Here is a 26,895-nt window from a genome sequence, read left to right as displayed (position 1 = left end):
GGCAGCCCGAGCGCCCCAGCACCCCTGGAGCGACTCCACCGCCGCACCTCCGCCTCGGAACCCTCCCGGCTCTCCTGAGCGCCCCCACCGCTCATCCCCACCCCCGAGCGCACTCGGCAGCCCGAGCGCCCCAGCACCCATAGGGCGAGCCGCCCGCCGCACCTCCGCCTCGGAACCCCTCCCGGCTCTCCTGAGCGCCCCCACCGCTCATCCCCACCCCCGAGCGCACTCGGCAGCCCGAGCGTCCCAGACCCCTGGAGCGACTCCACCGCCACCTCCGCCTCGGAACCCCCGGCTCGGCGCCGAAGCGGTGGGAGGTGGTACGGCGGCATCGGCGCCGCTGTACGGCGGTCCACCGGTCAGCGCCCGTGGAAGTACCGGGCCATCCGGACTGTGCGGGCGGGCTATACGTGCTGCTCCTGCTCGCCGACGAGGGCCTCCCGACGGTCGAGGACGCCCGCCACCTCCGCGAGGAACGCGTCCACCTGGGTCACGGCGTACCCGGTCTTGAAGACGACCGTCGAGAAGGTGGCCTTCCTGACCTGCTCGGCCGTCAGCGCATGCTCGCTGGTCCCACGCAGGGTCGCCACCACGTGGTCGAGGAAGACGTCGACCTCGTCCTCGTTGTACCCGGCCCCGAGCCGGGCGGGGCGGAACAGCACGCGCTCGACCCGCGTCGCCTGCTCCTCCAGCCAGGCCGCCGCCAACGACCCCGTCCCCGGCTGCGTGGAGATGCGCGTCCCCGGCGGCCCCGCCATCGGCGGCGGAGGCGGCGTCCCCGCGGCGCCGAGCACGCCGGGCCCTCCCGCACTGAGGCCTCCCTGACCAGGGACGCTCCGACCGGGACCTCCTTGACCTGATACACCCTGACCGGGGCCTCCCTGACCGGGAGCGCCTTGGCCGGGAACGCTCTGGCCTGGACCTCCCTGACCTGAGGCGCTCTCACCAGGGCCTCCCCTGCCGGGCGCGCTGGGCGAGCCGGCCTCGCCTGGGATGGGACCCTGCGCCGTCACCTTGGGCATGCCCGGCAGAGTGGGCGCGTCGTCCTCGTCGTCGTCCGGTGCCGCCGGCGCGGGCGCGGCGCGCGTCCTCTCGGGAACCGGCGCCGCCTGGGGTGCGGAGAAGGCGGACATCGGCGTCGCCGGCTCGAACAGCGAGCCGGCCCTGGGCGTCTCGCGAGCCGGCGTCTCGCGAGCCCGCGCCGGCCGGAACGGCTCGAACGCGGACTTCTCCCGCGACGGTTCCACGACAGGGTGGGCGACGACGCGGGGCCTGGGGACGGACGGCGCCCCGGAAGAGACGGGTGACACCGTGGAAGAGGCGGACGGTGCCGCGGAAGAGGCGGGCGACGGAACCGGCCCGGGTTCCACGACCCCGGGCGCCACGGGCGACTGGCCGTGGATCTCCACCGCGATCACGAAGGCGTCGAGCGCGTAGTCGACGGCCAATTCGTGATATCCGCCCAGCTTGGTTCTGAAGCGCGCGTTGCGGATCTCGTCCGCCGTGATCGGGGGACCGTCCAGAACGCCGCGGCCGAGGGTCGCCTCGATGCGCTGGATCAGCGCGTCGACCTGGTCGGGGTCATAGCCGGTCCGCACACCCAGCACGCGTGGAAAGCGGTTCACGCCGTATCCTCCAGGTTCACAGCCCGGCCTTTATTCCCCTCCTTTACCATTCTGAACGCATGACATGGGGAAATCCAGGCAGTTAGCGGCTGACCGGTAAGCTTGCCCGCCTATGCGGCTCGCGAATCTCTCCTTCCGTTACGCCCGCCGCGCCCCCTGGGTCCTGCACGGTGTCGACCTCGACCTGCCGCCGGGCACGGTCGCCGAGGTGACGGGGCGCAACGGCGCGGGCAAGTCCACGTTGCTGAGGCTCCTCGCGGGGACCACGCCTCCGACCAGGGGCCGCGTCACCGGCCGCCCGCCGGTCGTCGGGTACGCCCCCGAGATCTTCCCGGTCGAGCAGCCGTTCACCGTGATCGCCTACCTCTCCCGCATGGCGGCCGTCCGCGGCCTCACGCCCACGTCGATCGACCCCTGGGTGGACCGCCTCGGCATGGCGGCGCTCCTCGACGTGCCTCTCCGCGACCTGTCCAAGGGAAGCGCGCACAAGGTCGGCCTCGCGCAGGCCCTGCTGGCGCCGCCCGGCCTGCTCATCCTGGACGAGCCGTTCTCCGGCCTGGACGCGCAGGCCCGCGCGGAGCTGCCCGGCATCGTCGAGGAGGTCGCGGCGGCGGGCGGCATCGTCGTGGTCAGCGACCACCAGAACGGCCTCACCGGGCGCCCGGCACTCGCGCGGCTCCACGTCGGCGACGGGACGGTGATCCGGATGGACCACGACGTCCTCACCTCGGCGGCCCCCGGCACCGCCGTCATCGAGATCCTGGTGGACGCCGGTGACGCCGAGGCGGTCACCCGCAAGCTCCAGGCCGACGGCTACCAGGCCGTGATCCGCGGCGTGCGGACCGAAGGAAACGAGGCACGATGAGGCCCACGGCGTCCCTCACCCGGTTCAAGATCGAGGCCTACGTGCGGTCGCACCGCGTCATCCACCCGTTCGCCGGCCTGCTGGTCATCATGATCGTCCTGTACTCCGTGCGGGTGAACCTAGGACAGGAGCTCTCCTCCTACGCCGACTCGGCGGCGCTGCTGGTCCCCGTCTTCGGGTGGGCGGCCCGCGGCCTGCTCGACACCGAACCGGACATGCAGCGGCTGGTCTCCGGCACAGCCGCCGGGCGCCCCGGGCGTGAGGTGGCGGCCGGCCTGATCGCGGCGGCCGCGGTCGACGCCGTGCTGGCCGTGCTCGCGCTCGCCGTTCCGCTGGCCATCGGCTTCACCGCGACGCCCGGTCTCGGCGTGCTGCTCGGCGGGCTCGCGCTGCACCTGCTCTCGCTCCTCACCGGCATCGCTCTCGGGGCGCTGACCAGCCGGCCGATCCTTCCCGATCCGGCGGCCTCGGCCCTAATCCTGCTCGGCGGGTACGCGGCCATCCTCCTGGTCAACCTCGCGCCCGTGATCTGGCTGACGGTCCCGATCCTCGGCTGGATGCGCGCGGCTGGGCAGAGCGACTTCCTCAGCCGCTCGCTCCCCGGCCTCGCCGCCATCACCGCCGGCTGGTGCGCGGCGGCCCTGTTCGCCTACATCCGCCTCCGCCGCACGCGTCCGTAGCCGGCCGCACCGCGCGCCCCCCGCCCCTCGCACGTCGGTCACTGGACCGTGCCCGCAAGGCGTCTCATCATAAGAGACGATTCTTCTCGAATCCTGGATAGAGAGCTAGGCTCGCCGCATCCGCCCACCCGAGGAGATGAAGACCATGCCGGCCTCACGCGCCGTCTACACCCATGGGCATCACGAGTCCGTGCTGCGCTCGCACACCTGGCGGACGGCGGCCAACTCGGCCGCGTATCTGCTGCCGCATCTGCGTTCCGGCATGTCACTGCTGGACGTGGGCTGCGGGCCGGGCACCATCACCGCCGACTTGGCCGAGCGCGTCGCCCCGGGGCTCGTCGTGGGCATCGACCAGAGCGAGAGCGTCATCACGCGGGCCGCGGAGGCGGCCGTCTCCGCGGGCCTTGACAACCTCTCCTACGAGGTCGGCGACGTCTACGACCTGGCCCACCCTGAGGGCTCCTTCGACGTGGTGCACGCCCACCAGGTGCTCCAGCACGTCGCCGACCCCGTCGGCGCCCTGGCGGCGATGCGGCGGGCCTGCCGGCCGGGCGGGGTGGTCGCCGCCCGCGACTCCGACTACGCCGCCTTCACCTGGTATCCGGAGATGCCGGTGCTCGACGAGTGGGTGGCTCTGTACCGGAGGCTGGCCCGAGCGAACGGCGGGGAACCGGACGCCGGACGCCGCCTGCTCTCCTGGGCCCGCCAGGCCGGGTTCACCGACATCACCGCCACGGCCTCGGTGTGGTGCTTCGCCACGCCCGACGACCGGGCGTGGTGGAGCGGCCTGTGGGCCGACCGCGTCACAGGATCGGCCATGGCCGAGCAGGCCGTGTCGTACGGCCTGGCCACCCTCGCCGACCTCGAACGCATCAGTGAGGCGTGGCGCGAGTGGGGCGCGTCCGAAGACGGCTGGTTCACCGTGCTCCACGGAGAGATCGTCTGCCGCGCCTGACGGCGCCGCGCCTCCTCCCAGACCGCCCACGGCCCTGGCGGGCTCCGCCTGCCGGCGACCGGGACCGGGGGACCGGGACCGGGGGACCGTCGGACCGGCCACCGGCCTAGTCTCTGCGCAGCCCGAGTGTCTCGGCCGCGCTCCGCAGCGCCGCGAGGTGCTCGTCGACCGAGCCCAGGCCCGCCTTCATGGTGTTGACGGCGATGTGAGTGGCGCCGGCCTCCCGCCACTGGCGGGCCAGATCGGCCGCCTCATCCGGGTCGCCCCGCCAATTGAGCCGGCCCTCCATGCCGAGGGCCGAGGGATCACGCCCCGCCCGCGCGGCGGCCTCGTCCACCATCGCCTTGGCTTCCTGCAGTTTCGGGCCCGGAGACATCTGCGGGAACCAGCCGTCCGCCAGCCTGCCGGCGCGCCGGTACGCCGGGGGTGACTCCCCGCCGAACCAGACGGGGATCGGCCGCTGCACCGGCAGAGGCGCGAGGCCCGCTCCGTTGATCCGGTCGTACTCGCCGTGGAAGGTGACGGTCTGTTCGGTCCACAACCGGCGCAGCAGTCCCACCTGCTCCTCGATGCGCCTGCCGCGAGTGGCGAAGTCCTGGCCGAGCGCCTCGTACTCGACCGCGTTCCATCCCAGCCCCACGCCCAGGCGGAAGCGGCCGGCGGTGAGGAGGTCGACCTCGGCCGCCTGCTTGGCCACCAGGGCCGTCTGCCGTTGCGGGAGGATGATGATGGAGGTGACCAGTTCCAGAGAGGTCACCGCGGCGAGGTACCCGAACATGACCATCGGCTCGTGGAAGGTGGTGCGCACGTCGTACGGGCCCTTCCAGCCCTGGTGGATCGCGGGGTCGGCGCCGACGACGTGGTCGTAGGCCATCACGTGCCGGAAGCCGAGGTCCTCGACCCCTTGCCCGTAGGCGCGCACCGCGCCCGCGTCCGAGCCGAGCTCTGTTTGCGGGAAGACAACACCGATGCGCATTCACGGCTCCTGTCGGCGACCAGATGGACTCGCTGCCATCATTGCGTGCCCGCCGCCGCTCAACCGCCTTCGACACCCGGTGCCGGGCGGCCAGGTCGCGCGTCGCGCGCCCTCAGGAGGCGCGGGTGCGGCGGCTGATGACCCGGAGCCCCTCGATGAAGGCCGCGGCGAACTGGCGGGGGCTGGCGGGGATCAGGGCGCGCATGTCGGCCTCCTCGTATGGTCGGTGTGACTCCAGCCGAGGTTTCCATCGTCACGTCCGGGCGACTACGCAAAAAGCCGCACAAGCGCCCTGGACTCAGGCGGGGCGGGCGGCGCCGGGAGAGGAACGGGCCTGCTCCGCGCCTCGGCGGGCGAGGGCGTCGGCACGGTCGTTCTCGGGGTGACCCGAGTGCCCCTTGACCCAGAGCCATTCGACGGTGTGCCGGGCGGTGGCCGCGTCGAGGCGCTGCCAGAGGTCGACGTTCTTGACCGGCTGCCTGGCGGCCGTCTTCCAGCCGTTGCGCTTCCATCCGCGCACCCACTGGGTGATCCCGTTGCGGACGTACTGGCTGTCGGTGTGCAGGCGGACGGCGACCGGCCGGGTGAGACTCTCAAGGGCCATGATCGCGGCCATCAGCTCCATGCGGTTGTTGGTCGTCCCCGCCTCACCGCCGTACAGCTCCTTCTCGGTGCGGCCGTAGCGCAGCACCGCGCCCCAGCCGCCGGGACCGGGATTCCCGCTGCACGCTCCGTCGGTGTAGATGTCCACGGCCTGGCCGGCCGCCTTGCTCTCTTCCTGAACAGCCGGCATGCGCTCCTGCCCCATCGGTCTCGCGGTCGGCACCAGTCATACCACCGCAGCCGCCCCGAGGCCGATCGGGCCCGCGGAGTGCGGGCGCCGGGCGGCGGCGGACGGCGAATGGCGGCCCATTTCGTGACGCCTTCACGCAGCATGCATTACTCATGCCGGCATGCCGGAAATCAAGGCCATTTTGCGCGCATATCGTTTCGGCGCAGCCCGCCGGAGTTTAAGCGGATATATCGACGACTTTCTGTAGCCCTCGCCTCTACCAGGCGGAACGCGCTCAGCCGTTTCCGCTCGCGCCCGCGAAGGAGTGCAATAAGTTCGGAGGACGTGATCCCGCTTCCCCCGGCAGGAGTACGCCAATGGACCGTTCGGACGGCCGCGTTCTCATCATCATCCTGATCGCCACCATCCTGTTCATCGTCGGGCGCAATTTCCAGCGCGCCGTCGACACGTGGGCGGGCTGGGGCAGGGCGATCAAGGCAGCGGCGGACGCGGCGGACAAGATCCCGCCCGCCAAGTCGGCCGCGTGGGCGGCGTTCTGGCGCATGCTCGTGATCGGCGCCGGGGCCCTGCTCCTGCTCGCGCTGATGGCGAACGCGATCAGATATGTGTGATCTCAGGCCTCCGGCGCGGCGGCGAGCTGGCCGCAGGCGCCGTCGATCTCGCGGCCTCGCGTGTCGCGCACCGTGACGGCCACCCCGTGCGACTCCAGCCGGCGAACGAAGGCCCGCTCGTCCTCGGGACGTGAGGCCGTCCACTTGGAGCCGGGGGTCGGGTTGAGCGGGATCAGGTTGACGTGCACCAGCTTGCCCTTGAGCAGGCGGCCGAGCAGGTCGGCCCGCCACTCTTGGTCGTTGATGTCCTTGATCAGGGCGTACTCGATCGAGACGCGCCGCTTGGTGGTGGCGGCGTAGTTCCAGGCCGCGTCCAGCACCTCGCCGACCTTCCAGCGGGTGTTGACGGGGACCAGCGTGTCGCGCAGCTCGTCGTCCGGGGCGTGCAGCGAGACGGCCAGCGTCACCGGCAGGCCCTCCTTCGAGAGCTTCTCGATGGCGGGGACGAGGCCGACCGTGGAGACGGTGACGCCCCGGGCGGAGATGCCGAGGCCCTCGGGCGCGGGGTCGACCATGCGGCGCACCGCGCCGATCACGGCCTTGTAGTTGGCCAGCGGCTCGCCCATGCCCATGAAGACGATGTTGCTCACCCGTCCCGGCCCGCCGGGCACCTCGTCCCTGGCCAGCGCACGGGCGCCGGCCACGACCTGCTCGACGATCTCGGCCGTGGACATGTTGCGGGTCAGCCCGGCCTGCCCCGTCGCGCAGAACGGGCAGTTCATGCCGCACCCGGCCTGGGAGGACACGCAGATGGTCACGCGGTCGGGGTAGCGCATCAGCACCGACTCGACGAGCGCCCCGTCGAAGAGCCGCCACAGCGTCTTGCGCGTGGTGCCGTCGTCACAGGTGATCTCGCGTACCGAGGTCAGCAGGCTGGGCATCAGGCTCGTCACCAGCCGGTCGCGCGACGACGCCGGCAGGTCGGTCATGTGCTCGGGGTCGGTGGTCAGCCGCTCGAAGTAGTGCCGCGAGAGCTGGTCGGCGCGGAAAGGCTTCTCACCCAGCTCGGTGACGGCCGTACGACGCTCCGCCATGGACAGGTCGGCCAGGTGACGTGAGGGCTTTGCCCGTCGGGGGGCGACAAAGGTTAGCTCGGCGGACATGTCCTTCTCTTAACGGTTTGCCGGAAGCTGCATTGGACAGCCATTCCGTGTGATCTATTGCGATCCTCAGCCGAACGGGGAGACGTTCACCGGAAAGGCGGATGCGCGTTGGGCATCACCGATGTCGTTCTCACCGACACCAGCCCCTACGGCAGTCGTGTGGTGACCGTCGAGCACGACGGGTTGTCGTCGGTAGCTTACCTGCGCGACGCCGAAGGCGGGATTCACGGAGCCGTGTGGCTCGCCAACCATGGACCCGCGCCCTCCTCCGTCGACCTGGCGCGCATCGAGTCGGGCCAGACCCCCGTCATGCCCCTCGGCAACACCCGCGTCCCCGAGGGCACGCCTCCGTTCACGGCCGCCGAGCTGGAAGTGCTGTGGTTCGAGGAGGGCGACGGCGCCGCCCTGTATCGCAACGGCGAGCTCATCGCGGTGATTCCCGGCTGGGCCGACCTGGAGCGCGGCATGCCCGGGTACGCGAGGGACGCCGTCGGGGAGTCGCCGTTCGCCTGGCCCCTGGCGGATGCGCTCGAAGGGCTCGCACCGCGCATCGCCAAGGCCCGCTCCTACTGGGAGTGGCGGCACGGCGACGCCGCGTGGCCGTCCTTCCAGCAGTTCGTCATGAGCCACCTGGACGCCCGGGTCGGCCCGGCCGCGCGATATTGGGACGTCGGCGGCGACCTGCTGCCGGCCGTGGGCATCACCGAACGCCCGCAGGACGGGTACACCGTGCTGTCCACGGTGGGGATGAGCTGCCAGCGCATGCCCACGGTCGAGCAGTACATCGACGCGCCGGACACCTACGCGCGCGTCGAACTCGCCGTGGCCACCCGGGGCGAGGCGACGGAGGCGGCGCAGCTGTTCCTGTGGCTGGCACGCTATCCGTGGCACTCGGTCACCTGGCTCGGGCACGGCCACACGGCGCGCTGGTACCGCGAGCCGGCGTCCTTCCCCCTCGGCCCCGCCTATCAGGGAGCGCTGCTGGTCGACACCGTGCCGGGGCTGCCGGACCTTTCGGGGTTCGCGTTCAGCGGCGACGAGGTGCGGTGGCTGTGGCTGGTGCCGGTCACCGAGCGGGAGCTGGGGCTGGTCGCCGAGCAGGGCCACCAGGCGCTGCCGCTGTCGGGACGAATCCCCTGAGCACGGCCCGCCGCCACGCGCGCGCGGAGCGTCAGACGGGGATGAAGACGGCCAGGAGCAGCCAGACGGGGAACAGCGTGGCGAGCAGCGAGTCGAGACGGTCCATCATGCCGCCGTGGCCCGGCAACACGTTCCCCATGTCCTTGATCCCGAGATCGCGCTTGATCACCGACTCGACGAGATCGCCCAGCGTGGCGCAGACGGCGACCACGACGCCCACCACGGCGCCCTGCCAGAGCTGGCCCAGAAGCAGGAACCGGACCATCAGCGCCCCGCACAGCACGCACGCGAGCACGGACCCGGCGAAACCCTCCCAGGTCTTCTTCGGGCTGATGATCGACATCTTGTGCCTGCCGAAGAGGATGCCGGCGAAGTAGCCGCCGATGTCACTGCACACCGTGACGGCGACGAAGATGACCACCCGGTCGGGACCATCGTCATGGCTGAGCATCAGCGGCACGAACCCGGCGATCAGCGCGGGGTACACGGCCGTCAGGACGCTGGCCGAGGCGTCGCGGACGTACCCCTCGGCGCCCTGGAGCATGCGCCCGCTGAGCAGCACCAGCACGGTCAGCGTGAACGCGCCCAGCAACCAGATAGGGCCGCCCCAGTATGCTCCCGCGAGCATGGCGACCAGGCCCGCCAGCACGATCGGCGTCGACACCTTGGCGTCCCGCACGGCGAACGCGCGGACCATCTCGATGACGCCGACGCCGACCGCCGCCAGGACCACGACCAGGAAGAGCACCTTGACGAAGTAGAGAGACCCGATGACCACGGCGCCCAGGGCCACCCCGACCGCGACCGCCGCGGGCAGGTCGCGCCCGGTGCGGATGCGCCCGGGCTTTCCCGCGCCGCCGCCGGCGTCGCCGCCCGGACCGCTCGGGCCGTTCGGGGCGGCGGCGCCGTCACCCGCGCCCGCGCCCCGGCCCGAGCCGGTGCCGTTCACGGGGAAATCGGCGTCATCCGGAATCGTGGGACCCCCCGCGCTGTCACCGTGCTCCGCGGCGGCGCCTCCGGCGCCCGGGGGCTCGCCGCCTCCCGGGCGTCCGGGCGGGCGAGCGCCGGCCCTCTGGCCTCGGGCCGGGCCGGTGCCGTCCGCCGCCGTACCTTCCACAGTGATCCCACTCTCGTGCGACGACCACGTTCGGTGACCCACTCTGCCAGTACCGCCGGAGGTGGCGGGAAGGGGGACGGTGGACGCCGAACGCGGCGAGGGCGCTCCCCCACGGCCGACACCGGAGTGGAAGCGCCCCAACCTGACCTTGCAGAACCGCTGCGCGCTCAGACTTCGAGCAGCTCGGATTCCTTGTGCTTCAGCAGCTCGTCGATCTTGGCGACGTGCTTCTGGGTGAGGTCGTCGAGCTCCTTCTCGGCGCGGCGCACCTCGTCCTCGCCTGCCTCGCCGTCCTTGACCATCTTGTCGAGGGTCTCTTTGGCGTGGCGGCGGATGTTGCGCACCGAGACCTTGCTGCTCTCGGCCTTGCCTCTCGCGACCTTGATGTACTCCCGGCGGCGCTCCTCGGAAAGCTCGGGGAACACCACCCGGATCACCGCGCCGTCGTTGCCGGGGTTGACCCCGAGGTCGCTGTCGCGGATCGCCTTCTCGATGGCGGTCATCGAACCCTTGTCGTAGGGCTGGATGATCACCATGCGGGCCTCGGGAACGTGGAACGAGGCCAGCTGCTGCACCGGGGTCGGCGACCCGTAGTAGTCGACATTGATCTTGTTGAACATAGAGGGGCTGACTCTGCCGGTGCGGATCGCCGCGAAGTCCTCCTTGGCGACCGCGACCGCCTTGTCCATCTTCTCCTCGGCTTCGAAGAGGGTTTCGTCGATCACAGCGGCTCCCTATTTCCCTGCCGGACTCACCAGCGTGCCGATCTTCTCACCGCGGACCGCCCGCAGGATGTTCCCCTCACCCATCAGGTCGAAGACCACGATGGGCAGGCCGTTGTCCATGCACAGGCTGATCGCGGTGGCATCCATGACTCCGAGACCCCGCGTCAGCACCTCGCTGTACTCGAGCTGGTCGAAGCGGACGGCGTCGGGGTTCTTGCGCGGGTCGGAGTCGTAGACCCCGTCGACCTGAGTGCCCTTGAGCACGGCCTCCGCACCGACCTCCAGGGCACGCTGGGCGGCGCAGGTGTCAGTGGAGAAGAACGGCGAGCCGAGCCCGGCGCCGAAGATGACCACGCGCCCCTTCTCGAGGTGGCGGATGGCGCGCCGGGGCAGGAACGGCTCGGCGACCTGCTGCATCGTGATGGCCGTCTGCACCCGTGTCTCGACGCCGCGCTTCTCCAGGAAGTCCTGCAGGGCGAGGCAGTTGATGACCGTGCCCAGCATGCCCATGTAGTCGGCCCTGGCGCGGTCCATGCCGCGCTCGGACAGCGCGGCGCCGCGGAACATGTTCCCTCCGCCGACGACCACCGCGACCTGCACACCCTCGCGCACGGCCTCGGCGACCGAGTCGGCGAGCTTGGCGACCACCACAGGGTCGATGCCCAGTGGCTCGGCGCCCGCGAACGCCTCGCCGGACAGCTTCAACATGACGCGCTTCCAGCGGAGCGGCCCGTCGTACGACGAGACCGCCGGCGTAGCGGATCGATGGTTCTCCTGCACGACGGCGGCCTCCTCGGTGATGATGATGAGCTGGTCAGGTCCCTCTCGGGGTTAAGCCTATGCCTGACCGACCTTGTAGCGAGCGAAGCCCAGGACCTTCACCCCGGCCTCGGCCGCGAGCTTGCCGATCGTCTTCTTGTTGTCCTTGACGAAGGCCTGCTCAAGGAGGGTGAAGTCCTTGTACCAGCCGTTGATGCGGCCGTCGACGATCTTGCCGACGGCGGCCTCCGGCTTGCCCTCCTCGCGGGTCATCTGCTCGAAGACCGTGCGCTCCTTCTCGATCACGTCGGCCGGGACGGAGTTGGGGCTGAGGTACTTGGGCGCCATCGCCGCGGTGTGCTGCGCGATGTCCTTGGCCAGCTCGGCGTTGGGGGTGTCGAGCTGCACCAGCACGCCCACGGCCGGGGGCAGCTGCGGGTCGGTCTTGTGCATGTAGGAGGCGACGAAGCCGCCGTCGAGCACGACGAAGCGACGGATCTCGATCTTCTCGCCGAGCGCGGCGTTGGCCTCGTCGAGGTGCTCCTTGACGGTCTTGCCGTCCAGCTCGGACTCCAGCAGGCTCGGCACGTCGGTCGGCCGGGTGGCGAGGACGTGGGCGACGACGCGGGCGGCCAGCTCCTGGAAGCGCTCACCCTTGGCGACGAAGTCGGTCTCGCAGTTGAGCTCGAGCAGCGCGGCGAGCGACTCGCCCTCGTGCTTGACGGCGATCAGGCCGTTGGAGGCGGTGCGCGCCTCGCGCTTGCCGACGTCCTTGGCGCCCTTGACGCGCAGGATGTCGACGGCCTTGTCGAAGTCGCCCTCGGACTCCTCCAGGGCCTTCTTGCAGTCCATCATGCCGGCGGCGGTCAGCTCACGAAGCCGCTTGACGTCGGCCATGTTCACGGAAGCCATTGTCTTTTCCTCGTCGAGTCGTCGTGGATCGGGTGGGTGCGCCCCTGGTCAGCGCACCCACCCGTGAAGAGACTTGCTCGCCGTACGGCAGGTGCCCGTACGGCCTGACGGAGCCTCAGCCCTGCTGCTCGGTGCCCTCGGCCTCGGCGGCGGGAGCGGCCGGAGTGGCCTCCTCGGTGGCGTCCGCGGCCTCGGTGACCTCGGCAGCCTCGGCGGGCTCCGCGGCCTCCGCGGCGGGAGCTGCCGGGGCGTCCTCCTGGGCGGGGGCCTCGGCGGCGGCTTCCGGAGCGGCGGCTTCCTCGTCCGTGCGGGCGAGCAGCTCGCGCTCCCACTCGGCCAGCGGCTCGGCGGCGGGGGAGGGCTTCTCGTCGCCGCGGGTCGCGCCGGCGCGCGCCATCAGGCCGTCGGCCACGGCGTCGGCGATCACGCGGGTGAGCAGGCTGACGGCGCGGATGGCGTCGTCGTTGCCCGGGATCGGGTAGTCGACCTCGTCGGGGTCGCAGTTGGTGTCGAGGATGGCGACGACCGGGATGTTGAGCTTACGGGCCTCGCTGATCCCGATGTGCTCCTTCTTGGTGTCGACGACCCACACCGCGCTCGGGACCCGGGCCATGTCCCGGATGCCGCCGAGGGTGCGCTCGAGCTTGTCCTTCTCGCGGCGGCGCATCAGGAGCTCCTTCTTGGTGAGCCCGGAGCCTGCCACGTTGTCGAAGTCGAGCTCCTCGAGCTCCTTCAGACGCTGGAGCCTCTTGTGCACGGTGGAGAAGTTCGTGAGCATGCCGCCCAGCCAGCGCTGGTTGACGTAGGGCATGCCGACCCGCGCGGCCTGCTCGGCGATGGCCTCCTGGGCCTGCTTCTTGGTGCCGATGAACAGGATGGTGCCGCCGTGGGCGACCGTCTCCTTGACGAAGTCATAGGCGCGGTCGATGAAGGACAGCGACTTCTGCAGGTCGATGATGTAGATGCCGTTGCGCTCGGTGAGGATGAAGCGCTTCATCTTCGGGTTCCAGCGCCGGGTCTGGTGCCCGAAGTGGACGCCGCTCTCGAGCATCTGCCGCATGGTGACGACGGGGGCCATGAGTAATGGTCCTCCTGGGTAGAGCGCCGCGAGGGCGCGTTTCTCGGTTGTCCGCGGAAGCCTTTGGCTCCCGCCCTGACGCCCTGAGTCGTCCCATCCGGATCGAAACCCGGACCGAGAGGACGAATCGCCTGTGGGCGTGCGAAGTCGGCCCGCTTGGCGAGCCACCAAAAGTGTACCCGGAACCAAGCCGCGCCCCGCCCACCGCACGGGGTTCCCCACAGTGAGAGCAAGGCATGATCGCGATTTCGCCCCCGCATGGCACCCCCCGGAACCGTCAGCGTCCCCCAGACGCCACGCCACGGCGAGCGCCCTCAAGTCGGCCGCCAGGGGGAGCAGGAAGGAGCCGCACAAGCCCGCTGATCACCGGTTCGGCCTCTCCGGAGGACCCGCTGCCTGGTGGCCACTGGTGGGGAAGGACTCCGATCGCCTGGCCACGAGCCCTCGCGTCAGCTCACCCCCTCCCTGAACAAGACCGCCCCCGGCCTTCTCCATCCAGTTGGGTGGATGCTCGCCTCGACACCCAGGTCGGAGGATCTCGATCGCCTGGCCACCAGCCCTGACGTCAACTCGCGCCCTCCCCGAACAAGACCGCCCCCAGCCTTCTCCTTCAGGTGAGAGGATCTCTGCCGCCTGGCTACGAGCCCCGGCGTCAGCCCGCGCCCTCCCAGACGAGACCGGCCCCGGCCTTCTCCGTACAGGTGGGGGATGCGCGCCTCTACACCCAGGTTGGGGGATGCTCTCCGCGGCGGGGCGGGGGTGCGGACCAGAAGGGCCGGACGTCGGCGACCGCCCCCGGGGCACGGACGTAGGTGAGCTTGCCGAACGAGCTCTCCATCTCCTCCAGCAGATCGCCGACCCGCGGCTCGGGTGCCGCCATGCCGTCGACCCGGCCGAGCCCGTCCAGCCAGAGGGCTGTACGGGCGAGCGACAGCTCGACATGCCACGACCCGCCTTCCCTCTCGCTGCGAAGCAGCCCAGCGATCGCCCCCAGAGCGGCGAGCCAGCCGGTCGCGTGGTCGAGCACCTGAGCCGGCAACGGCACGGGACGAGCCCCCTCCCCCTGCTCGTGCGCGATGCCGCAGGCCATCTGGACCAGGCTGTCGAACCCGCGCCGTCCCGCCCATGGCCCGCGCGAGCCGTACGCCGAGATGTCCACGCAGACGAGCCCTCGCCGCGCCCCCATGGCATCCGCCCGCATGGCCGCCAGCTCACGCGGGCCGAACCCCAGCCGCGCCAGCGCCCCCGGCCGATAGGACTGGACGACCACGTCCGCACTCGCCACCAGCTCTCTGAACGCGGCCGCGCCCTCCGGGGTGCGCAGGTCGATCTCGCAGGACCGCTTGCCCAGCGCCGTGCTGATCACCAGACCGGGGACCTCCGGCAGGTGTGCCGCGCCGACCCGCAGAACCTCGGCGCCGTACGCCGCCAGTGTCCGCGTCGCCACCGGACCGGCGATCACCCGGGTGAGATCGAGCACCCGAACCCCCTCCAGCGGACGCCCGCCCCCTCCCACGGCTCCCTCACGAGCCGCTCCACCTGCGAAGACAGCAGCCGAGGCGAAGGCTCCGAACTCCGCCGCGGATCCGGACCACGCGGCAGAACCAGGCCCCGGAGCCGACCGGGGGCCGTCAGGAGGACCAGGATGCGCGATCGTGCCGGAGCCGGCAGAAGACCCGGGCAGTGAAGTGAGACCGGCCCCCGCCGAAGGGTCGGATCGCCGGGAATCGCTGGATCCCGGGAAACCGTCGGGTGCGACGGAAACGGCGAATGCGGCAGACCCTGGAGAAGGCTCGTCAAGACGACGGAGGCCGATCAACGGGAGTCCTCCGACGGCGACGCCCTGCGGATGCGCCTGCCACTGCGCGCGACTCCGCATGGCGGCCGCGCAACCCCCGACCCGCGCCACCGCCTCCTCGATGTCCGATGCCGCGCGTCTCGCGCAGGCGGCGGCCACAGCGGACCTCTGCGCGCCCTCGGGCAACCGCAGCGCGTGCAGTACGGCATCGCGGTGGTGGTCGAAATTGCAGTGCAGCCGCACCCATCCGTCACCGGCGGTCCGGTAGTCCCCCGACAGCGGCGCCCAAAGAGCCGGCGTCGTTCCGTCTATGCGGAAGTAGCGTTCGTCCCGGAACGCGACCGCTGCCTCCCGGACGTCGACCTCGGGCGCCATCCCGGACCTCCGCCACCACAATGCGACGGCGCCGGTGACCGCACCGACGCAGGCGGCCGCGGCCGTCCCGACCCGGAACACGGAAGGAAGCACCGGATCATCGCCCACCACGTGCGCCGCCGGAAGATCGAGCCCGACCTCCGCTCCGAGCCCACCGATGATCGCACCGACCTCCACAGCTCCTCCTCACTCCGACGCCTGCTCCACCGCGACATGGTCATCCAGACATCGGTGGCCGGTTATGCACAGAATCAGATTCGGTCCAGCCGGGGTGCGTTGTTCGAAGACAGTCTCCTGCCATGCGCCTTTCGATCGCCCGCCTGGCCCTGGTGTCCCTCATGGCCCTCATCACCATGTCACCGCCCCCATTCCAGCCCTCGGCGACCACCACGACCGCCTCGGTCACTACGACCGCCTCGACCACCGGACCACGCCACCACCCCTCCGCCTCGACCCCGCCCGCCGCAGCCGCGCCGGGTGGCACGGCGCCCTCGCGGTCCCCGGGTGATCACCTTCGCTGGGGGCTGCCCGTGGACGGGCAGGTCCAGGTGCTGCGCCCGTTCGCTCCGCCGTCGCGGCCCTGGCTCGCCGGGCACCGTGGAACCGATCTCGCCGTGCGTCCGGGGCAGCGAGTGAGGGCGGCCGGTCCCGGCGTCGTGGGCTACGCGGGACCCTTCGCCGGCCGAGGCGTGGTCATGATCACGCATCCGGAGGGGCTGCGGACGACATATCTGCCGGTGCACGCCAAGGTGCGGCGCGGGCAGACGGTGAAACGCGGTCAGATCATCGGCACCATCGAGGGGCCGGCTTCACACTGCGCGTCCCCCTGCCTCCACTGGGGCTTGATCCACACTCGGCGCTACCTCGACCCCCTGCTGCTCGTGGCCCTCGGCCAGGTGCGCCTCCTCCCCCACTGGCCCGCCACGCCATGACAACCCGCGGCTTGGGTTCAGTGGATGTGGCGGAGGCGCCAGCCGCGGCCTGCGCGTTCCACGTAGCCTGCCGCCGCCAAGGCTCCGAGACGGCTCAGGACCGTCGGGATGTCCACCCCCGCGGCCACGGCGATCGTCGCCGGTCCGGCTCCCGATCGCGCCGGCACCGACTCAAGGACGGCCCGGGTCTCGTCATCGAGGGAGTCCCGTGGCAGCACAGGCCCTCGCGGCTCCGGCGCGAGGTCGTCGCCGATGGCGCCCACCAGCTCGATCACGTCTCTGCACGAGGTGACGCAGACGGCCTCCGCCCGGCGGATGAGCCGATGACAACCCGCTGAGTTCTCCGAAGTGACAGGCCCCGGCACCGCGGCGAGATGGCGGCGCAGTGCGACCGCGTGGGTGGCGGTGTTGAGCGCCCCGCTGCGCAGAGCCGCCTCCACGACGACCGTGCCCCGGGACAGCGCGGCGATCACCCGGTTGCGGATGAGGAACCGCGGTCGCGTGGGACGGACGCCGGGCGGGCACTCGCTCACGATCACCCCCTTGCCGCGAACGGCCGCGAACAAGGCATGGTTGGCCGCGGGGTAGACGATGTCGATGCCGCACGCCAGCACCGCGACGGTCGGCGCCGAGCCGGCCAGCGAGCCTCGGTGCGCGGCCGCGTCGACGCCGTAGGCGCCTCCCGAGATGACGGTCCAGCCGGCCTCCGCCAGACCGGCGCCCATCTCCGCCGAGACGTGGGTGCCGTAGGGCGTGGCCGCCCGGGAACCGACCACCGCCACGGAGCGAAGGCAGGAGAACCGGAGGTCGGCGTCTCCGCGCAACCACAGCGCCAAAGGCCGTTCGGGCCCGAGGTCGTCCAACTGGGTCGGCCATTCCAGGTCACCGGGCACGATGAGGCGCGCACCCAGCCGCGCGCCCTCGTCGAGGTCGGCAACCGGGTCGGCCCCCTGCAGCCGGGCTCGCCACGCCCTGAGGTGGCGCTCGACATCCGGTGGCCTGCTCTTGCCGGAGGTCATCTCTTCGACGAAACAGGGATCGAGCCGCCCCTGTCGCACCTGTCCCAGCGCTCCCTCGGGCCCGTACGCGGCGACCAGTCTGCCCATGAGGCCGTCACCCGCGTCGGAGACGCGCATCAGTGTGACCCGCGCCAGCCTGCCGGCGTTTCGCTGGAGTGTGACCGGCCTTCCGTCCTCAGATGGAGAAGGCCGGTCATCCGGGCCCCTGGGCGAGGTGACCGCCTCGGACCGCTCGGTGGACGAGGGGAAGGGCCCGGGCGACACGGCGACCGCCGCGACGGCTTCGGTCGGCCCGGAAGTCGCCGTGGCTGTGGTCGGCCCGGGGGTGGTGGGGGTGGTGGGGGTGGTTGAGGTGGTGGCGGTGAGGGGGTGCATGGGTCCTCTGGTGGCTTTGGCGGTGGTGGGGGCCGGGGGGAGCGTGGATCGCCGGGCGGCTTCGGAGGCGGCGGTTCTGGTCGGGAGAGGGTCATTCGGTGCCGAGCCATAAGGCCAGGGCTGCGCTGGTCTCTGGCAGGTCGGGCCTGTCCTTGCCCGTGAGATCGGCGAGGGTCCACGAGATCCGGATGACGCGGTCGAGACCCCGGGCGCTCAGCTCTCCGGTGTCCAGGCAGCGGTAGAGGGGGGACATCGCCGGCGCGGGGAGGCGGTAGTCGGCATGGAGCGCCCCCGTGGGGATCTCGGCGTTGCACCTCCACGGAGTGCCCGCGAGCCGTTTGAGGGTGCGTTCGCGAGCCAGTGCCACGCGCTCGGCCACCACCGCGCTCGGTTCGATGAACTGGCGGTCGGACAGCAGCTCGCGCCGTGTGGAGCGGGCGAGCCGCACCTTGACGTCTATGCGGTCGACAAGTGGCCCGGAGAGCCTGGTGAGATAGCGCCGCCGCTGGTGAGGCGTGCACTGGCAGGGACTTTCCGGGGTGGACGGCTGGGCACAGGGACAGGGATTGGCGGCGAGCACGAGCATGAATCGGGCCGGGAACGTGACCGTGCCCGCGGCCCGCGCGACGGTGACCCGCCCGGACTCGAGCGGTTGCCTGAGTGAGTCGAGCACGCGCGCGGGGAACTCTGGAGCTTCGTCGAGGAAGAGCACGCCCCGGTGGGCGAGAGAGACGGCTCCGGGACGGATGACGCCGCTGCCGCCGCCGACGATCGCCGCGATGGTGGCCGTGTGATGCGGCGCCATGAACGGCGGATGCCGCAGCAACGGGCGCCCCGGTGGCAGGGTGCCTGCGACCGAATGGATGGCCGTGACCTCCAGCGCCTGGTCACGATCGAGAGGAGGCAGCAAGGTGGGCAGGCGTTCGGCCAGCATCGTCTTGCCCGTGCCGGGCTGTCCCAGCATCCACAGGTTGTGCCCCCCGGCGGCGCATACCTCCAGGGCCCGGCGGGCCATGGCCTGGCCCGCGACATCGGCGAGATCAGGCGAAAGCCCGGTCGCGTCGGGGCCTGCGCTCGGCGCGGGCTCCTCCACCTCGCGCATGACCGGCATGCCGGCCGCGTCCCCGCCTCGCAGGTTCTCGACCAGCTCGGCGAGCGTGAGGACCGGCACCACGGTGACTCCCGGCACCAGGCACGCCTCCGCCGCGTTCGCCATGGGAACCACCACGCAATCGGCGCCGGCCTCCACCGCGGCGAGTACGGCGGGGAGGGCCCCTCGCACCGGTCGCACCGAGCCGTCCAGCCCGAGCTCTCCGAGGAAGAACGGCGATGCGACGCGCTGCTTGGGGACCACCCCGGCGGCTCCCAGCAACGAGACCGCGATGGCGAGGTCGAACAGGCTGCCGCGCTTGGGCAGGCTGGCCGGGAACAGGCTTATGGTGACCCGCGCGTCGGGCCAGGGGTATCTGCTGTTGATGACGGCCGAGCGGACGCGGTCGCGAGCCTCGCTCAGCGCGGTGTCGAGCATGCCGATCAGGTGGACGCCGGCGATGCCGTGGCCCACGTCGGCCTCCACTTCCACCACGTGGCCGCTCACTCCGACCACGGCGACACACCGCGTGCGGGCGACGGCCATCTACGACACCCCCCGGTCGTGCCGGATCGAGAACTCTCCGGCGAAGCGCTCGAGGGCGACCACGTCGATGCGGATGGAGGAGAACCACTCGCTCTGGCCGCTGAGCCAGCGGGCCGCGACGGTGCGGAGCTTGGCGAGCTTGGCCGCGGTCACCGCCTCGAAGGCCGAGCCGTGGCTGCGCCCGGAACGGGTTTTGACCTCCACGACCACGAGGATCGGGCCCTCACGGGCCAGGATGTCGATCTCGCCCTCGGCGCAGCACCAGTTGCGCTCCAGGATGCGCAGGCCCGCCGCCCGCAGGTAATCGACGGCGAGTTGCTCGCCGTGCCGTCCAAGCTCGTGTGCCATGGTCATGCGACCACCTCCGGCCCCGACCTTCGCGCGTGACGCGCACCGCCCAGATCGCCGAACGGCGTTCTGTGGAAAGGGCTGACGGAAGGATGAGCGTCCACGCGCCACGGAAACCAGGACCGAGGGCGAAATGGCCTGCTCATGCAGGTTCAGGCGTCACACTCCCGACGCCCCACCAGGGCGGAACCACTGCAGGAGAGGATGAAGTACCCACTTCGGGGTTGTGGAGAAACGAACCCAGGTTCATGGCGCCGGCGACGACTCGGCGCGTAGTTCAGCGGGCCGGTGGCCTAGTGCCGCGTGTGCGCCGTGAGCACGTCCCGGCCCGCGGGACCCGGTTCACCTGCCGTCACTTCTTGGTGCCGCGATGCGCTCTTCTCCGGGGGTACGCCCTGCTCACAACGACTTGGTTCACGTCCCGTCACCCCATGGCACCGCGATGCACTCTTCTCCGTGAGCACATCCTGCTCGCACGACCTGGTTCACCCGCCGCCACCTCTTGGCGCCGTGATGCGATCTTCTCCGCGAGTACGCCCTCGCACGACTTGGTTCACCCGCCGTCACCTCTTGGTGCCGGGTCGAGGTGTTCTCCGCGTGTGCGTGGTGAAGCGTGGGGCCGCCGATGGCGTGAGGTGGCCCGGACGGGACGGCGGGTGGTGGTGCCGGGGCGAGGTGATGCCAGGGCGAGGGGGGCGAGGTGGGAGCCGGGGCGGAACGGCGGGCCCGGGCGAGGTGAGGCCGGGCGGAACGGCGGGGCCTGGGCGAGGTAGTGCCGAGGCGAGGGGCGGGGCGGGTGGTGCCGAGGCGAGGGGTGGGCGAGTGGTGCCGGTGGGCTGCGCTTGCCCTGGTCGAGGGCAGGCGCAGCGCGCGGTGTCGCCGGAGCTAGTTCGAGAAGCCCTCTTTGGGCATCTCGAGGTCTGGTTTGGCCAGTTCCTCGACGTTGACGTCCTTGAACGTCACCACGCGGACGTTCTTGACGAACCGTGCCGGGCGATACATGTCCCAGACCCAGGCGTCCTGCATCTTGACGTCGAAGAAGACGTCGCCGTTCTCGGCCGTGCGAACGTCCAGATCAACGGAGTTGGTCAGATAGAAGCGCCGCTCGGTCTCAACGACGTAGGTGAAGAGACCGACCACATCGCGGTACTCCCGGTAGAGCTGCAACTCCATCTCGGTCTCGTATTTCTCGAGATCCTCTGCGCTCATGCCGGTCCTCCACTTCCCTTCCTCCCCTGGTGCCGCCCATCAGAGGACACCGGCCCCCATTTCATTGTCGCCTATCTCGGCACCCGCTCCTGACCGCACCACCGAGTTCACCGTCACAAAGGAGAACCGATGATGCGGGCTGGGGCCGTGGGCGGCGAGAGCGCGCCGGTGACCGGCCGTGACGTACCCCTTGTGCTCGGCGAAGCCGTACTGGGGATAGAGATCGTCCAGCGAGGTCATCATGCGGTCCCTGGTCACCTTGGCGACGATGGACGCGGCCGCCACGCACGCCGAGACCTGGTCGCCCTTCCACACGGCCAACGATGGCGCGGGCAGGCCGGGCACCGGGAACCCGTCGATCAGAACGTACCCGAGATCGCACCCCAGTCCGGCGACGGCCCGCCGCATCCCGGCGATGTTGCACTTGTGCAACCCGCGCGCGTCGATCTCGTCGGGCGGCGTCACGACGACGTTCACCGCGTGCGCCGTCGCGAGGATGCGTTCGTGCAGCACCTCGCGCCTGGCGGGGGTGAGCAGCTTGGAGTCGGCCAGGCCGTCGATCTCGGACCGCAGCACCACGGCGGCGACCACGAGCGGCCCGGCACACGCTCCGCGGCCGGCCTCGTCCACACCGGCGATCGGGGACAGCCCCCGGCGCGCGAGCGCCCGCTCGTAGCCGTAAAGCCCTGAGTCCCGGCGCACGACGCTCGGGCGCGGGCGGAAGAGGATCGTCATGAGGCAGGCGGGTCGTCGCCCCGCCGCGAGGGAACGGACCCGCGGGAGAGTCGAGCCCCCTGGCCGGTGAACGGCGATGCGAGCGCGACCATGACCACCAGCCTACGCCCCAATCGGAAAGAGGGGTACGTTATCGCACCTTTGCGAACGTCTCGGGGACGGGGAGCATGGTGATGCGGGACAGCGGCCAGTAGAGCGCGAAGGCCCTGCCGATCACGTCGCCGGTGGAGATGGTGCCGTGGTCCCGATCGCCCTTGAACGCACGGGAGTCCTCCGACGCGGCGCGGTGGTCCCCCATCAGCCACAGCCGGCCCTCGGGCACGGTGACGTCGAACTTCTCCTGGGAGGGGTAGTCCTGCGGGTTGAGATAGGACTCCTCGTTCAGCGGGACGCCGTTGACGGTGATGCGTCCCTTGGCGTCACAGCACTTCACCTTGTCACCGCCGACGCCGATGACCCGCTTGATCAGCGTGGTGCCGTCCCAGCCCTTGAACACCACGACCTCGCCGCGCCCGATGTCGCCGGTGATCCGGTTGACGACCACCCTGTCGTTGATCAACAGGGTGTCCTCCATGGACTCCGAAGGGATGTAGAAGGAGTCGAGGACGAACAGGCGCACCAGCACCGCGGCGAGGACCCCGACGAGCACGAGCACGATCGACTCTCGCCAGCTGGACTTCTTCTTCCCCTTGGCTCCCGGACCGTCCTGCCGGTCGCCGGCGTCCGGTGTCGCGGGCTCCGCGGGCTCCGCGAGCTCCGCGGAACCGGTGGCCTCCCCTGCTGCGGCGCCCCCGGCCTTGACCGTGTCCCCGGGCCCGGCGGCCGCCCTGGCGGCCGCGGCCTGGACTGCGGGCTCGGCATTGTGCTGGGCGGGGACCGGCTCGTGTGGTTCCGGCTTGTCCTCTGTGACGCTCATCGGAATCGCGGGGCGCCCCCGGCGCCGGTAGGCCCGGGGGAAGCGGCCCTGTCTCCTTCATCTGCTCGGGGGAAAGCGCCGGCCGCCGTCGAAGCCGCGGCGGACGACGGTGTGAGCCCGGCGGCCGGAACGCGCGCGGAAGGCGCGCGGTCAGTCGGAGCGGTGTCGCGCCCTGCGGACGACCCACCGGCGGCGCACCGCCATCAGCGGGAACGCCCCGGCGAAGCCGAGCAGCAGCGGAGCGGAGCCGCCCGCCATGGCGACGGACTTCAAGGCCGCCTGGTTGAAGGTGTCGGGGATGGGCAGCGTCGTGGCGCGCGAGAACGGCCACACGATGACGAACGCCCGTCCGACGACCTTGTCCACAGGGATGGCGCCGCCACCGGGGTCACCCTGGTGGGAACGCGAGTCGAGCGAGACCGAACGGTGGTCGCCCATCACCCACAGGCGGTCCTTCTCGACCTTGATCTCGAAGAACTTCTGCGACGGCTGGTCGTCCGGATACAGGTAGGCCCGCTCTTCGAGGGGGACGCCGTTGACCGTGATGCGCCCCTTGGCGTCGCAGCACTTGACCTTGTCGCCGGGCAGGCCGATGACGCGCTTGATGTAGTCCTTCTCGCCGGGGACCACGCCGAAGGCCGTGCCGACCCAGCGGAAGAACCCCGCGACCGGGTTGGACGGGGCGGGGATGTCCACCTCGTTGGCCCAGGAGTCGACGCCGGAGAACACCACGATGTCGCCGCGCTCGATGTCACGGGTGTGGTAGACGAGCTTGTTGACCAGCACCCTGTCGTTGACGAGCAGGGTGTTCTCCATGGACTCCGACGGGATGTAGAACGCCTGGATCACGAAGCTTTTGATGATGAGCGCCAGGACCAGCGCGACCACCACCAGGACCGGGAGTTCACGCCAGAACGAGCCCTTTTTCTCCTTGCCGCCCTTGGCGGACGGCTTGGTGTCTTCCGCGACCACGTCTACCTCGTCCTCGACGGGGCGGCGCGGACCGCCGGCCCCCTGGCCATCCTTAGTCATCGCTGTCGAGCCTAAATGATGCACGGTCCACGACGGGTCGCCGACTCGGCATCACGTCCAAAGAACTCCGCGCCCCGAAAAGGCGGCCCGTCGCCGGAACGAGCCCGGCACCAGGGAGGCGGCGCCGTGGGCGCGAGCCTCGGGGAAGGCCTCGGAAAAGGCTCAGCAAAATGGCCCGCATCCCTGGCGGGTGCGGGCCACTGCGGCGCCCGGGCTACTTGCCGGTGGGCAGCGCGTCGCGCTTCTCGCGGATGCGGGCCGCCTTGCCGCGCAGGTCGCGCATGTAGTACAGCTTGGCCCGGCGGACGTCACCGCGGGTCACGACATCGATCTTCTCGATGACGGGGCTGTGCACCGGGAAGGTGCGCTCGACGCCGACGCCGTAGCTCACCTTGCGGACGGTGAAAGTCTCACGCGCGCCGCCGCCCTGGCGACGCAGCACGAAGCCCTTGAAGACCTGGATGCGGGACCGGTTGCCTTCGACGACGCGGACGTGGACCTCGAGCGTGTCACCCGGGCGGAAGCTCGGGATGTCACTGCGTGTGGAGGCCTTCTCAAGCTCCTGGATCAGCGTGTGCATGACAGCGGTTCCTCGATTTAAGCGAGCGCTCGGAGGTCCGCCCGGCCATGCGCTGGGCATGGCGGCGAGGAAGACACGAGCACTGGGCTGAATATGTCTCTGAGGCCGGGCCGTGTGCCGGGCCGGCCACGCCAACCGCAGGGCAGTTGGCAGCAGCGATTCAGTCTGCCATATCTTGCGCCGGGAAGCGAAACGAAGCGACGGCCCGGCGGCCGTCCCGGCCTTGGCGAAGGTCTCGTGCGGCCACGGCGGGCGTCGAGCCACGGCGCCGGCGAGCGTCGAAGCGCAGCCACAACGAGCATCGAGCCGCGGCCACGGCGGGCGTCGGACCGCGGCCTCGGCGACGGTCTCAGGTGGTCTCGGCCGCGGGCGCGTCGCCGGGGTGGGACACCTGGTCGAGGACCTCGCGGTCGCGCTTGTCCAGGGCCTGGCCGGCCAGCCGCGCGGCCAGTTCTGGACGCTTGGCGGCCGTGCGGCGCAGCGCCTCGTCGCGCCTCCAGCGGGCGATCGCCCCGTGGTTGCCCGAGAGCAGGATGGCGGGCACCTCGTGCCCGCGCCACACCGGAGGCTTGGTGTACACGGGCCCTTCGAGCAGGCCGGCCATGGCGCCGGGGGCGAAGGAGTCGTCGGCCACCGAGCCCGCGTTGCCGAGCACGCCCGGCAGCAGACGCCCGACGGCCTCGACGATGACGAGCACCGCCGCCTCTCCCCCGGCCAGGACGTAGTCGCCGATGCTGACCTCGTCGACGCGAAGGCGCGGCCCGTACTCGGCCATGACACGCGAGTCGATGCCCTCGTAGCGGGCGGGCGCGAACAGCAGCCAGGGCTCCTTGGCGTACTCCAGGGCCACTTCCTGGGTGAACGGCCGCCCGCTCGGGGTCGGGACGATGAGCCGGGGCGGCGTGCTCTCCTCCGCGATGACGGCGTCGATGGCCTGTCCCCAGGGTTCGGGTTTCATGACCATGCCGGGCCCGCCGCCGTACGGGGTGTCGTCGACCGTGCGGTGGACGTCGTGGGTCCACTCGCGCAGCTGGTGCAGCCGGATGTCCAGCAGGCCCTTGTGCCGCGCCTTGCCGATGAGGGAGACGTCGAGCGGGGCGAAGTACTCCGGGAAGATCGAGATGATGTCGACGCGCATGCTCACCGCCCGCACGCCGCCGGCCGCCGGCCGGTCACGGCGTCTCCTCGGGGTCGAGCAGGCCGGGAGGCGCGTCGACGACGACGCGCTTGGCCGCCAGGTCGACCTCGGGCACCAGGGCCTTGACGAACGGGACGAACACCTCGTCGCCGCCCCGCCTGATCACCAGCAGGTCCTGCCCGTGGTGGAGGACGTCGACGATCTCGCCGACGGCCTCGCCGCCGGTGGTGACGACCGACAGGCCGATGAGCTGGTGGTCGTGGAACTCGTCGGGGTCGTCGGACGGCGGGATCTCGGCCGAGTCGATGACGAGCATGGTGCCGCGGAGCGCCTCCGCGCCCTCGCGGCCGCCCACGCCGTCGAAGCCGAGCAGCAGGATGTTCTTGTGCCAGCGCATGCTCTCGACGAGCAGCGGACCGGCGCCCGGCGGGTCGGTGGCGAGGGTGCTGCCGGGGGCGAAGCGCGCGTCCGGGTCGTCGGTGCGCACTTCGACGGTCACCTCACCACGGATGCCGTGGGGGCGGCCGATGCGGCCGACGACCAACTGCACGTCGCTGCTCCTTAAGAGGTGGCGGATGTGACGGCCGCCGGGACGGGGCCGCCGCAACGCGACAGGGGACCGCCCGGTCGCCGGGGGGTCCCCTGTCCAGAGGTGGTGGCCTCTGCGGTCTGGTTACCGGGCTTCGTTCAGGTCGAGCAGGTCGACCCGGACGTACTTGCCGTCGCCCAAGGCGTTCATGACGGTGCGAAGCGCCTTGGCCGTGCGGCCGCCGCGGCCGATGACCTTACCGAGGTCGTCGGGATGGACCCGGACCTCCAGGACACGCCCGCTGCGGATGCGGCGCGGGTGGACCAGGACGTCGTCCGGGTGCTCGACGATGCCCTTGACCAGATGCTCGAGGGCTTCCTCAAGCACCTCAGGCCTCGCCTTCCGGCTTCTCCTCAGCGGCCGGCTCGGCCGGGGCGGCCGGGGCGGCGGCGGTGGTGGTGTCGTCGGCCTTCACGGCCTTCTTGGGCTTGCGCTGCGTGGTGGCGTTGCCGGTGGTGGTGTCACCGGCGAGCGCCTCCTTGGCCGCGGCCTCGTAGATGGCGTGACGGTCGGCCTTGGCCTCGGCGACCAGCAGGGCCGGCGGGGCGGGCTCGCCCTTGAACTGCTGCCAGTCGCCGGTGAGCTTGAAGATCTTCAGGACCGGCTCGGTCGGCTGAGCGCCGACGCCGAGCCAGTACTGCGCGCGCTCCGAGTTCACCTGGATGAAGGAGGGGTTCTCCTTCGGGTGGTACAGGCCGATCTCTTCGATGGCGCGGCCGTCACGCTTGGTGCGGCTGTCGGCCACGACGATGCGGTACTGCGGGTTGCGGATCATGCCGAGCCGCTTGAGCTTGATCTTGACTGCCACGGGTGTGGTCTCTCCTGGATTCGCGCGTGGGTGAGCGGGCGTCTCGCCGAGTGGGGCACGACGTGA

The 26,895-nt window shown here is 71.0% G+C and carries 28 protein-coding genes; 6 read left to right on the top strand and 22 right to left on the bottom strand.

Going from position 1 to position 26,895, the window contains the following annotated elements; genetic code table 11:
- Nucleotides 1-404: 404 nt before the first annotated feature.
- A complete protein-coding gene (locus tag ACFO60_RS34475) occupies nt 405-1,625 on the bottom strand; it encodes a DivIVA domain-containing protein (protein WP_380849354.1) in 1,221 nt (406 codons plus the stop codon).
- Nucleotides 1,626-1,737: 112 nt separating this feature from the next.
- Between ACFO60_RS34475 and ACFO60_RS34470 the strand changes: the two genes are divergently transcribed.
- The 3 genes from ACFO60_RS34470 (at nt 1,738) to ACFO60_RS34460 (ending at nt 4,125) form a co-directional block, all read left to right on the top strand.
- The gene (locus tag ACFO60_RS34470; RefSeq protein WP_380849351.1) at nt 1,738-2,490 is read left to right on the top strand and encodes an ABC transporter ATP-binding protein; all 753 of its coding nucleotides are present in this window, start codon (nt 1,738-1,740) and stop codon (nt 2,488-2,490) included.
- On the top strand, nt 2,487-3,170 hold the full coding sequence (locus ACFO60_RS34465) for a hypothetical protein (protein ID WP_380849348.1): 684 nt from the start codon (nt 2,487-2,489) through the stop codon (nt 3,168-3,170). The genes ACFO60_RS34470 and ACFO60_RS34465 overlap by 4 nt, the downstream gene beginning before the upstream one ends.
- A gap of 145 nt (nt 3,171-3,315) precedes the next feature.
- Entirely contained in the window at nt 3,316-4,125 is an 810-nt protein-coding gene (locus tag ACFO60_RS34460; RefSeq protein WP_380849345.1) for a methyltransferase domain-containing protein, read from the top strand.
- A 106-nt stretch (nt 4,126-4,231) separates the two neighbouring features.
- On the opposite strand, the gene ACFO60_RS34455 is transcribed toward ACFO60_RS34460, so the two are convergent.
- Both ACFO60_RS34455 and rnhA read right to left on the bottom strand, forming a co-directional pair.
- On the bottom strand, nt 4,232-5,101 hold the full coding sequence (locus tag ACFO60_RS34455; protein WP_380849342.1) for an LLM class F420-dependent oxidoreductase: 870 nt from the start codon (nt 5,099-5,101) through the stop codon (nt 4,232-4,234).
- Between the two features lie 298 nt (nt 5,102-5,399).
- A complete protein-coding gene (rnhA, locus tag ACFO60_RS34450) occupies nt 5,400-5,894 on the bottom strand; it encodes a ribonuclease HI (protein ID WP_380849339.1) in 495 nt (164 codons plus the stop codon).
- A 356-nt stretch (nt 5,895-6,250) separates the two neighbouring features.
- On the opposite strand from rnhA, the gene ACFO60_RS34445 reads away from it, so the two are divergent.
- Nucleotides 6,251-6,505, top strand: coding sequence for a hypothetical protein (locus ACFO60_RS34445; RefSeq protein ID WP_380849336.1), 255 nt, complete (start codon nt 6,251-6,253; stop codon nt 6,503-6,505).
- Between the two features lie 2 nt (nt 6,506-6,507).
- On the opposite strand, the gene rlmN is transcribed toward ACFO60_RS34445, so the two are convergent.
- Entirely contained in the window at nt 6,508-7,608 is a 1,101-nt protein-coding gene (gene rlmN, locus ACFO60_RS34440) for a dual-specificity RNA methyltransferase RlmN (RefSeq protein ID WP_380849333.1), read from the bottom strand.
- 108 nt (nt 7,609-7,716) lie between these two features.
- Here rlmN and ACFO60_RS34435 point away from each other — a divergent pair, with 108 nt between their 5' ends.
- Nucleotides 7,717-8,748, top strand: coding sequence for a suppressor of fused domain protein (locus ACFO60_RS34435; RefSeq protein WP_380849330.1), 1,032 nt, complete (start codon nt 7,717-7,719; stop codon nt 8,746-8,748).
- Between the two features lie 31 nt (nt 8,749-8,779).
- Here the strand turns inward: ACFO60_RS34435 and ACFO60_RS34430 are convergent, their stop codons facing one another.
- The 6 genes from ACFO60_RS34430 to ACFO60_RS34405 all read right to left on the bottom strand — a co-directional run bounded on the left by ACFO60_RS34430 (nt 8,780) and on the right by ACFO60_RS34405 (nt 15,218).
- A complete protein-coding gene (locus ACFO60_RS34430; protein WP_380849327.1) occupies nt 8,780-9,697 on the bottom strand; it encodes a phosphatidate cytidylyltransferase in 918 nt (305 codons plus the stop codon).
- 335 nt (nt 9,698-10,032) lie between these two features.
- On the bottom strand, nt 10,033-10,590 hold the full coding sequence (gene frr, locus ACFO60_RS34425; RefSeq protein ID WP_380849324.1) for a ribosome recycling factor: 558 nt from the start codon (nt 10,588-10,590) through the stop codon (nt 10,033-10,035).
- Nucleotides 10,591-10,599: 9 nt separating this feature from the next.
- Nucleotides 10,600-11,298 (bottom strand): UMP kinase, encoded by a 699-nt coding sequence (gene pyrH / locus ACFO60_RS34420; protein ID WP_380849321.1) that lies wholly within the window; start codon nt 11,296-11,298, stop codon nt 10,600-10,602.
- 129 nt (nt 11,299-11,427) lie between these two features.
- Nucleotides 11,428-12,261: a translation elongation factor Ts gene (gene tsf / locus ACFO60_RS34415; RefSeq protein WP_380849318.1), complete on the bottom strand. Its 834-nt coding sequence runs from the start codon at nt 12,259-12,261 to the stop codon at nt 11,428-11,430.
- Between the two features lie 115 nt (nt 12,262-12,376).
- Complete coding sequence (gene rpsB / locus ACFO60_RS34410) at nt 12,377-13,339, bottom strand: 30S ribosomal protein S2 (protein WP_380849315.1); 963 nt, start codon at nt 13,337-13,339, stop codon at nt 12,377-12,379.
- A 718-nt stretch (nt 13,340-14,057) separates the two neighbouring features.
- Nucleotides 14,058-15,218, bottom strand: coding sequence for a CoA transferase (locus ACFO60_RS34405; protein WP_380849360.1), 1,161 nt, complete (start codon nt 15,216-15,218; stop codon nt 14,058-14,060).
- A 593-nt stretch (nt 15,219-15,811) separates the two neighbouring features.
- Here ACFO60_RS34405 and ACFO60_RS34400 point away from each other — a divergent pair.
- Nucleotides 15,812-16,444 carry a murein hydrolase activator EnvC family protein gene (locus ACFO60_RS34400; RefSeq protein WP_380849312.1) on the top strand — a complete coding sequence of 211 codons (633 nt, stop codon included), beginning with the start codon at nt 15,812-15,814 and terminating at the stop codon, nt 16,442-16,444.
- A 17-nt stretch (nt 16,445-16,461) separates the two neighbouring features.
- On the opposite strand, the gene dprA is transcribed toward ACFO60_RS34400, so the two are convergent.
- The 12 genes from dprA to rpsP form a co-directional block, all read right to left on the bottom strand.
- The gene (gene dprA / locus ACFO60_RS34395) at nt 16,462-17,550 is read right to left on the bottom strand and encodes a DNA-processing protein DprA (protein WP_380849309.1); all 1,089 of its coding nucleotides are present in this window, start codon (nt 17,548-17,550) and stop codon (nt 16,462-16,464) included.
- Nucleotides 17,551-17,929: 379 nt separating this feature from the next.
- The gene (locus tag ACFO60_RS34390) at nt 17,930-19,474 is read right to left on the bottom strand and encodes a YifB family Mg chelatase-like AAA ATPase (protein ID WP_380849306.1); all 1,545 of its coding nucleotides are present in this window, start codon (nt 19,472-19,474) and stop codon (nt 17,930-17,932) included.
- The gene (locus ACFO60_RS34385) at nt 19,475-19,828 is read right to left on the bottom strand and encodes a YraN family protein (RefSeq protein ID WP_380849303.1); all 354 of its coding nucleotides are present in this window, start codon (nt 19,826-19,828) and stop codon (nt 19,475-19,477) included. It lies immediately after the preceding gene.
- Nucleotides 19,829-20,707: 879 nt separating this feature from the next.
- Nucleotides 20,708-21,031 carry a DUF2469 domain-containing protein gene (locus ACFO60_RS34380; RefSeq protein ID WP_012888569.1) on the bottom strand — a complete coding sequence of 108 codons (324 nt, stop codon included), beginning with the start codon at nt 21,029-21,031 and terminating at the stop codon, nt 20,708-20,710.
- A gap of 39 nt (nt 21,032-21,070) precedes the next feature.
- Nucleotides 21,071-21,766 (bottom strand): ribonuclease HII, encoded by a 696-nt coding sequence (locus tag ACFO60_RS34375; RefSeq protein WP_380849300.1) that lies wholly within the window; start codon nt 21,764-21,766, stop codon nt 21,071-21,073.
- Nucleotides 21,767-21,896: 130 nt separating this feature from the next.
- Nucleotides 21,897-22,682 carry a signal peptidase I gene (gene lepB, locus ACFO60_RS34370; RefSeq protein ID WP_380849297.1) on the bottom strand — a complete coding sequence of 262 codons (786 nt, stop codon included), beginning with the start codon at nt 22,680-22,682 and terminating at the stop codon, nt 21,897-21,899.
- A 150-nt stretch (nt 22,683-22,832) separates the two neighbouring features.
- Complete coding sequence (lepB, locus tag ACFO60_RS34365) at nt 22,833-23,714, bottom strand: signal peptidase I (protein WP_380849294.1); 882 nt, start codon at nt 23,712-23,714, stop codon at nt 22,833-22,835.
- Nucleotides 23,715-23,928: 214 nt separating this feature from the next.
- Nucleotides 23,929-24,294 (bottom strand): 50S ribosomal protein L19, encoded by a 366-nt coding sequence (rplS, locus tag ACFO60_RS34360; protein WP_380849291.1) that lies wholly within the window; start codon nt 24,292-24,294, stop codon nt 23,929-23,931.
- A gap of 349 nt (nt 24,295-24,643) precedes the next feature.
- Complete coding sequence (gene trmD / locus ACFO60_RS34355; protein ID WP_380849288.1) at nt 24,644-25,432, bottom strand: tRNA (guanosine(37)-N1)-methyltransferase TrmD; 789 nt, start codon at nt 25,430-25,432, stop codon at nt 24,644-24,646.
- A 34-nt stretch (nt 25,433-25,466) separates the two neighbouring features.
- Entirely contained in the window at nt 25,467-25,982 is a 516-nt protein-coding gene (gene rimM, locus ACFO60_RS34350) for a ribosome maturation factor RimM (RefSeq protein WP_380849285.1), read from the bottom strand.
- Between the two features lie 123 nt (nt 25,983-26,105).
- Nucleotides 26,106-26,348, bottom strand: coding sequence for an RNA-binding protein (locus ACFO60_RS34345; protein WP_380849282.1), 243 nt, complete (start codon nt 26,346-26,348; stop codon nt 26,106-26,108).
- Between the two features lies 1 nt (nt 26,349).
- Entirely contained in the window at nt 26,350-26,829 is a 480-nt protein-coding gene (gene rpsP / locus ACFO60_RS34340; RefSeq protein WP_380849279.1) for a 30S ribosomal protein S16, read from the bottom strand.
- Between the last annotated feature and the right edge of the window lie 66 nt (nt 26,830-26,895).

The organism is Sphaerisporangium dianthi (assembly GCF_042654065.1).
Taxonomy (GTDB): domain Bacteria; phylum Actinomycetota; class Actinomycetes; order Streptosporangiales; family Streptosporangiaceae; genus Sphaerisporangium; species Sphaerisporangium dianthi.
Note: the sequence above shows the minus strand (reverse complement) of the source record. Positions and strands in the feature narration are given on the sequence as shown.

Bases quoted from the DNA above. Each gene is read 5' to 3' on its own strand.
- ACFO60_RS34385 (WP_380849303.1), bottom strand. From the start codon at position 19,828: ATGACCATGGCACACGAGCTTGGACGGCACGGCGAGCAACTCGCCGTC.
- ACFO60_RS34390 (WP_380849306.1), bottom strand. From the start codon at position 19,474: ATGGCCGTCGCCCGCACGCGGTGTGTCGCCGTGGTCGGAGTGAGCGGC.
- ACFO60_RS34375 (WP_380849300.1), bottom strand. From the start codon at position 21,766: ATGACGATCCTCTTCCGCCCGCGCCCGAGCGTCGTGCGCCGGGACTCA.
- lepB (WP_380849294.1), bottom strand. From the start codon at position 23,714: ATGACTAAGGATGGCCAGGGGGCCGGCGGTCCGCGCCGCCCCGTCGAG.
- ACFO60_RS34455 (WP_380849342.1), bottom strand. From the start codon at position 5,101: ATGCGCATCGGTGTTGTCTTCCCGCAAACAGAGCTCGGCTCGGACGCG.
- dprA (WP_380849309.1), bottom strand. From the start codon at position 17,550: ATGGGCAGACTGGTCGCCGCGTACGGGCCCGAGGGAGCGCTGGGACAG.
- ACFO60_RS34465 (WP_380849348.1), top strand. From the start codon at position 2,487: ATGAGGCCCACGGCGTCCCTCACCCGGTTCAAGATCGAGGCCTACGTG.
- rpsB (WP_380849315.1), bottom strand. From the start codon at position 13,339: ATGGCCCCCGTCGTCACCATGCGGCAGATGCTCGAGAGCGGCGTCCAC.
- rplS (WP_380849291.1), bottom strand. From the start codon at position 24,294: ATGCACACGCTGATCCAGGAGCTTGAGAAGGCCTCCACACGCAGTGAC.
- ACFO60_RS34400 (WP_380849312.1), top strand. From the start codon at position 15,812: ATGCGCCTTTCGATCGCCCGCCTGGCCCTGGTGTCCCTCATGGCCCTC.
- rlmN (WP_380849333.1), bottom strand. From the start codon at position 7,608: ATGTCCGCCGAGCTAACCTTTGTCGCCCCCCGACGGGCAAAGCCCTCA.
- ACFO60_RS34460 (WP_380849345.1), top strand. From the start codon at position 3,316: ATGCCGGCCTCACGCGCCGTCTACACCCATGGGCATCACGAGTCCGTG.
- trmD (WP_380849288.1), bottom strand. From the start codon at position 25,432: ATGCGCGTCGACATCATCTCGATCTTCCCGGAGTACTTCGCCCCGCTC.
- ACFO60_RS34445 (WP_380849336.1), top strand. From the start codon at position 6,251: ATGGACCGTTCGGACGGCCGCGTTCTCATCATCATCCTGATCGCCACC.
- lepB (WP_380849297.1), bottom strand. From the start codon at position 22,682: ATGAGCGTCACAGAGGACAAGCCGGAACCACACGAGCCGGTCCCCGCC.
- ACFO60_RS34405 (WP_380849360.1), bottom strand. From the start codon at position 15,218: ATGCGGAGTCGCGCGCAGTGGCAGGCGCATCCGCAGGGCGTCGCCGTC.
- rnhA (WP_380849339.1), bottom strand. From the start codon at position 5,894: ATGCCGGCTGTTCAGGAAGAGAGCAAGGCGGCCGGCCAGGCCGTGGAC.
- ACFO60_RS34380 (WP_012888569.1), bottom strand. From the start codon at position 21,031: ATGAGCGCAGAGGATCTCGAGAAATACGAGACCGAGATGGAGTTGCAG.
- ACFO60_RS34470 (WP_380849351.1), top strand. From the start codon at position 1,738: ATGCGGCTCGCGAATCTCTCCTTCCGTTACGCCCGCCGCGCCCCCTGG.
- pyrH (WP_380849321.1), bottom strand. From the start codon at position 11,298: ATGTTGAAGCTGTCCGGCGAGGCGTTCGCGGGCGCCGAGCCACTGGGC.
- tsf (WP_380849318.1), bottom strand. From the start codon at position 12,261: ATGGCTTCCGTGAACATGGCCGACGTCAAGCGGCTTCGTGAGCTGACC.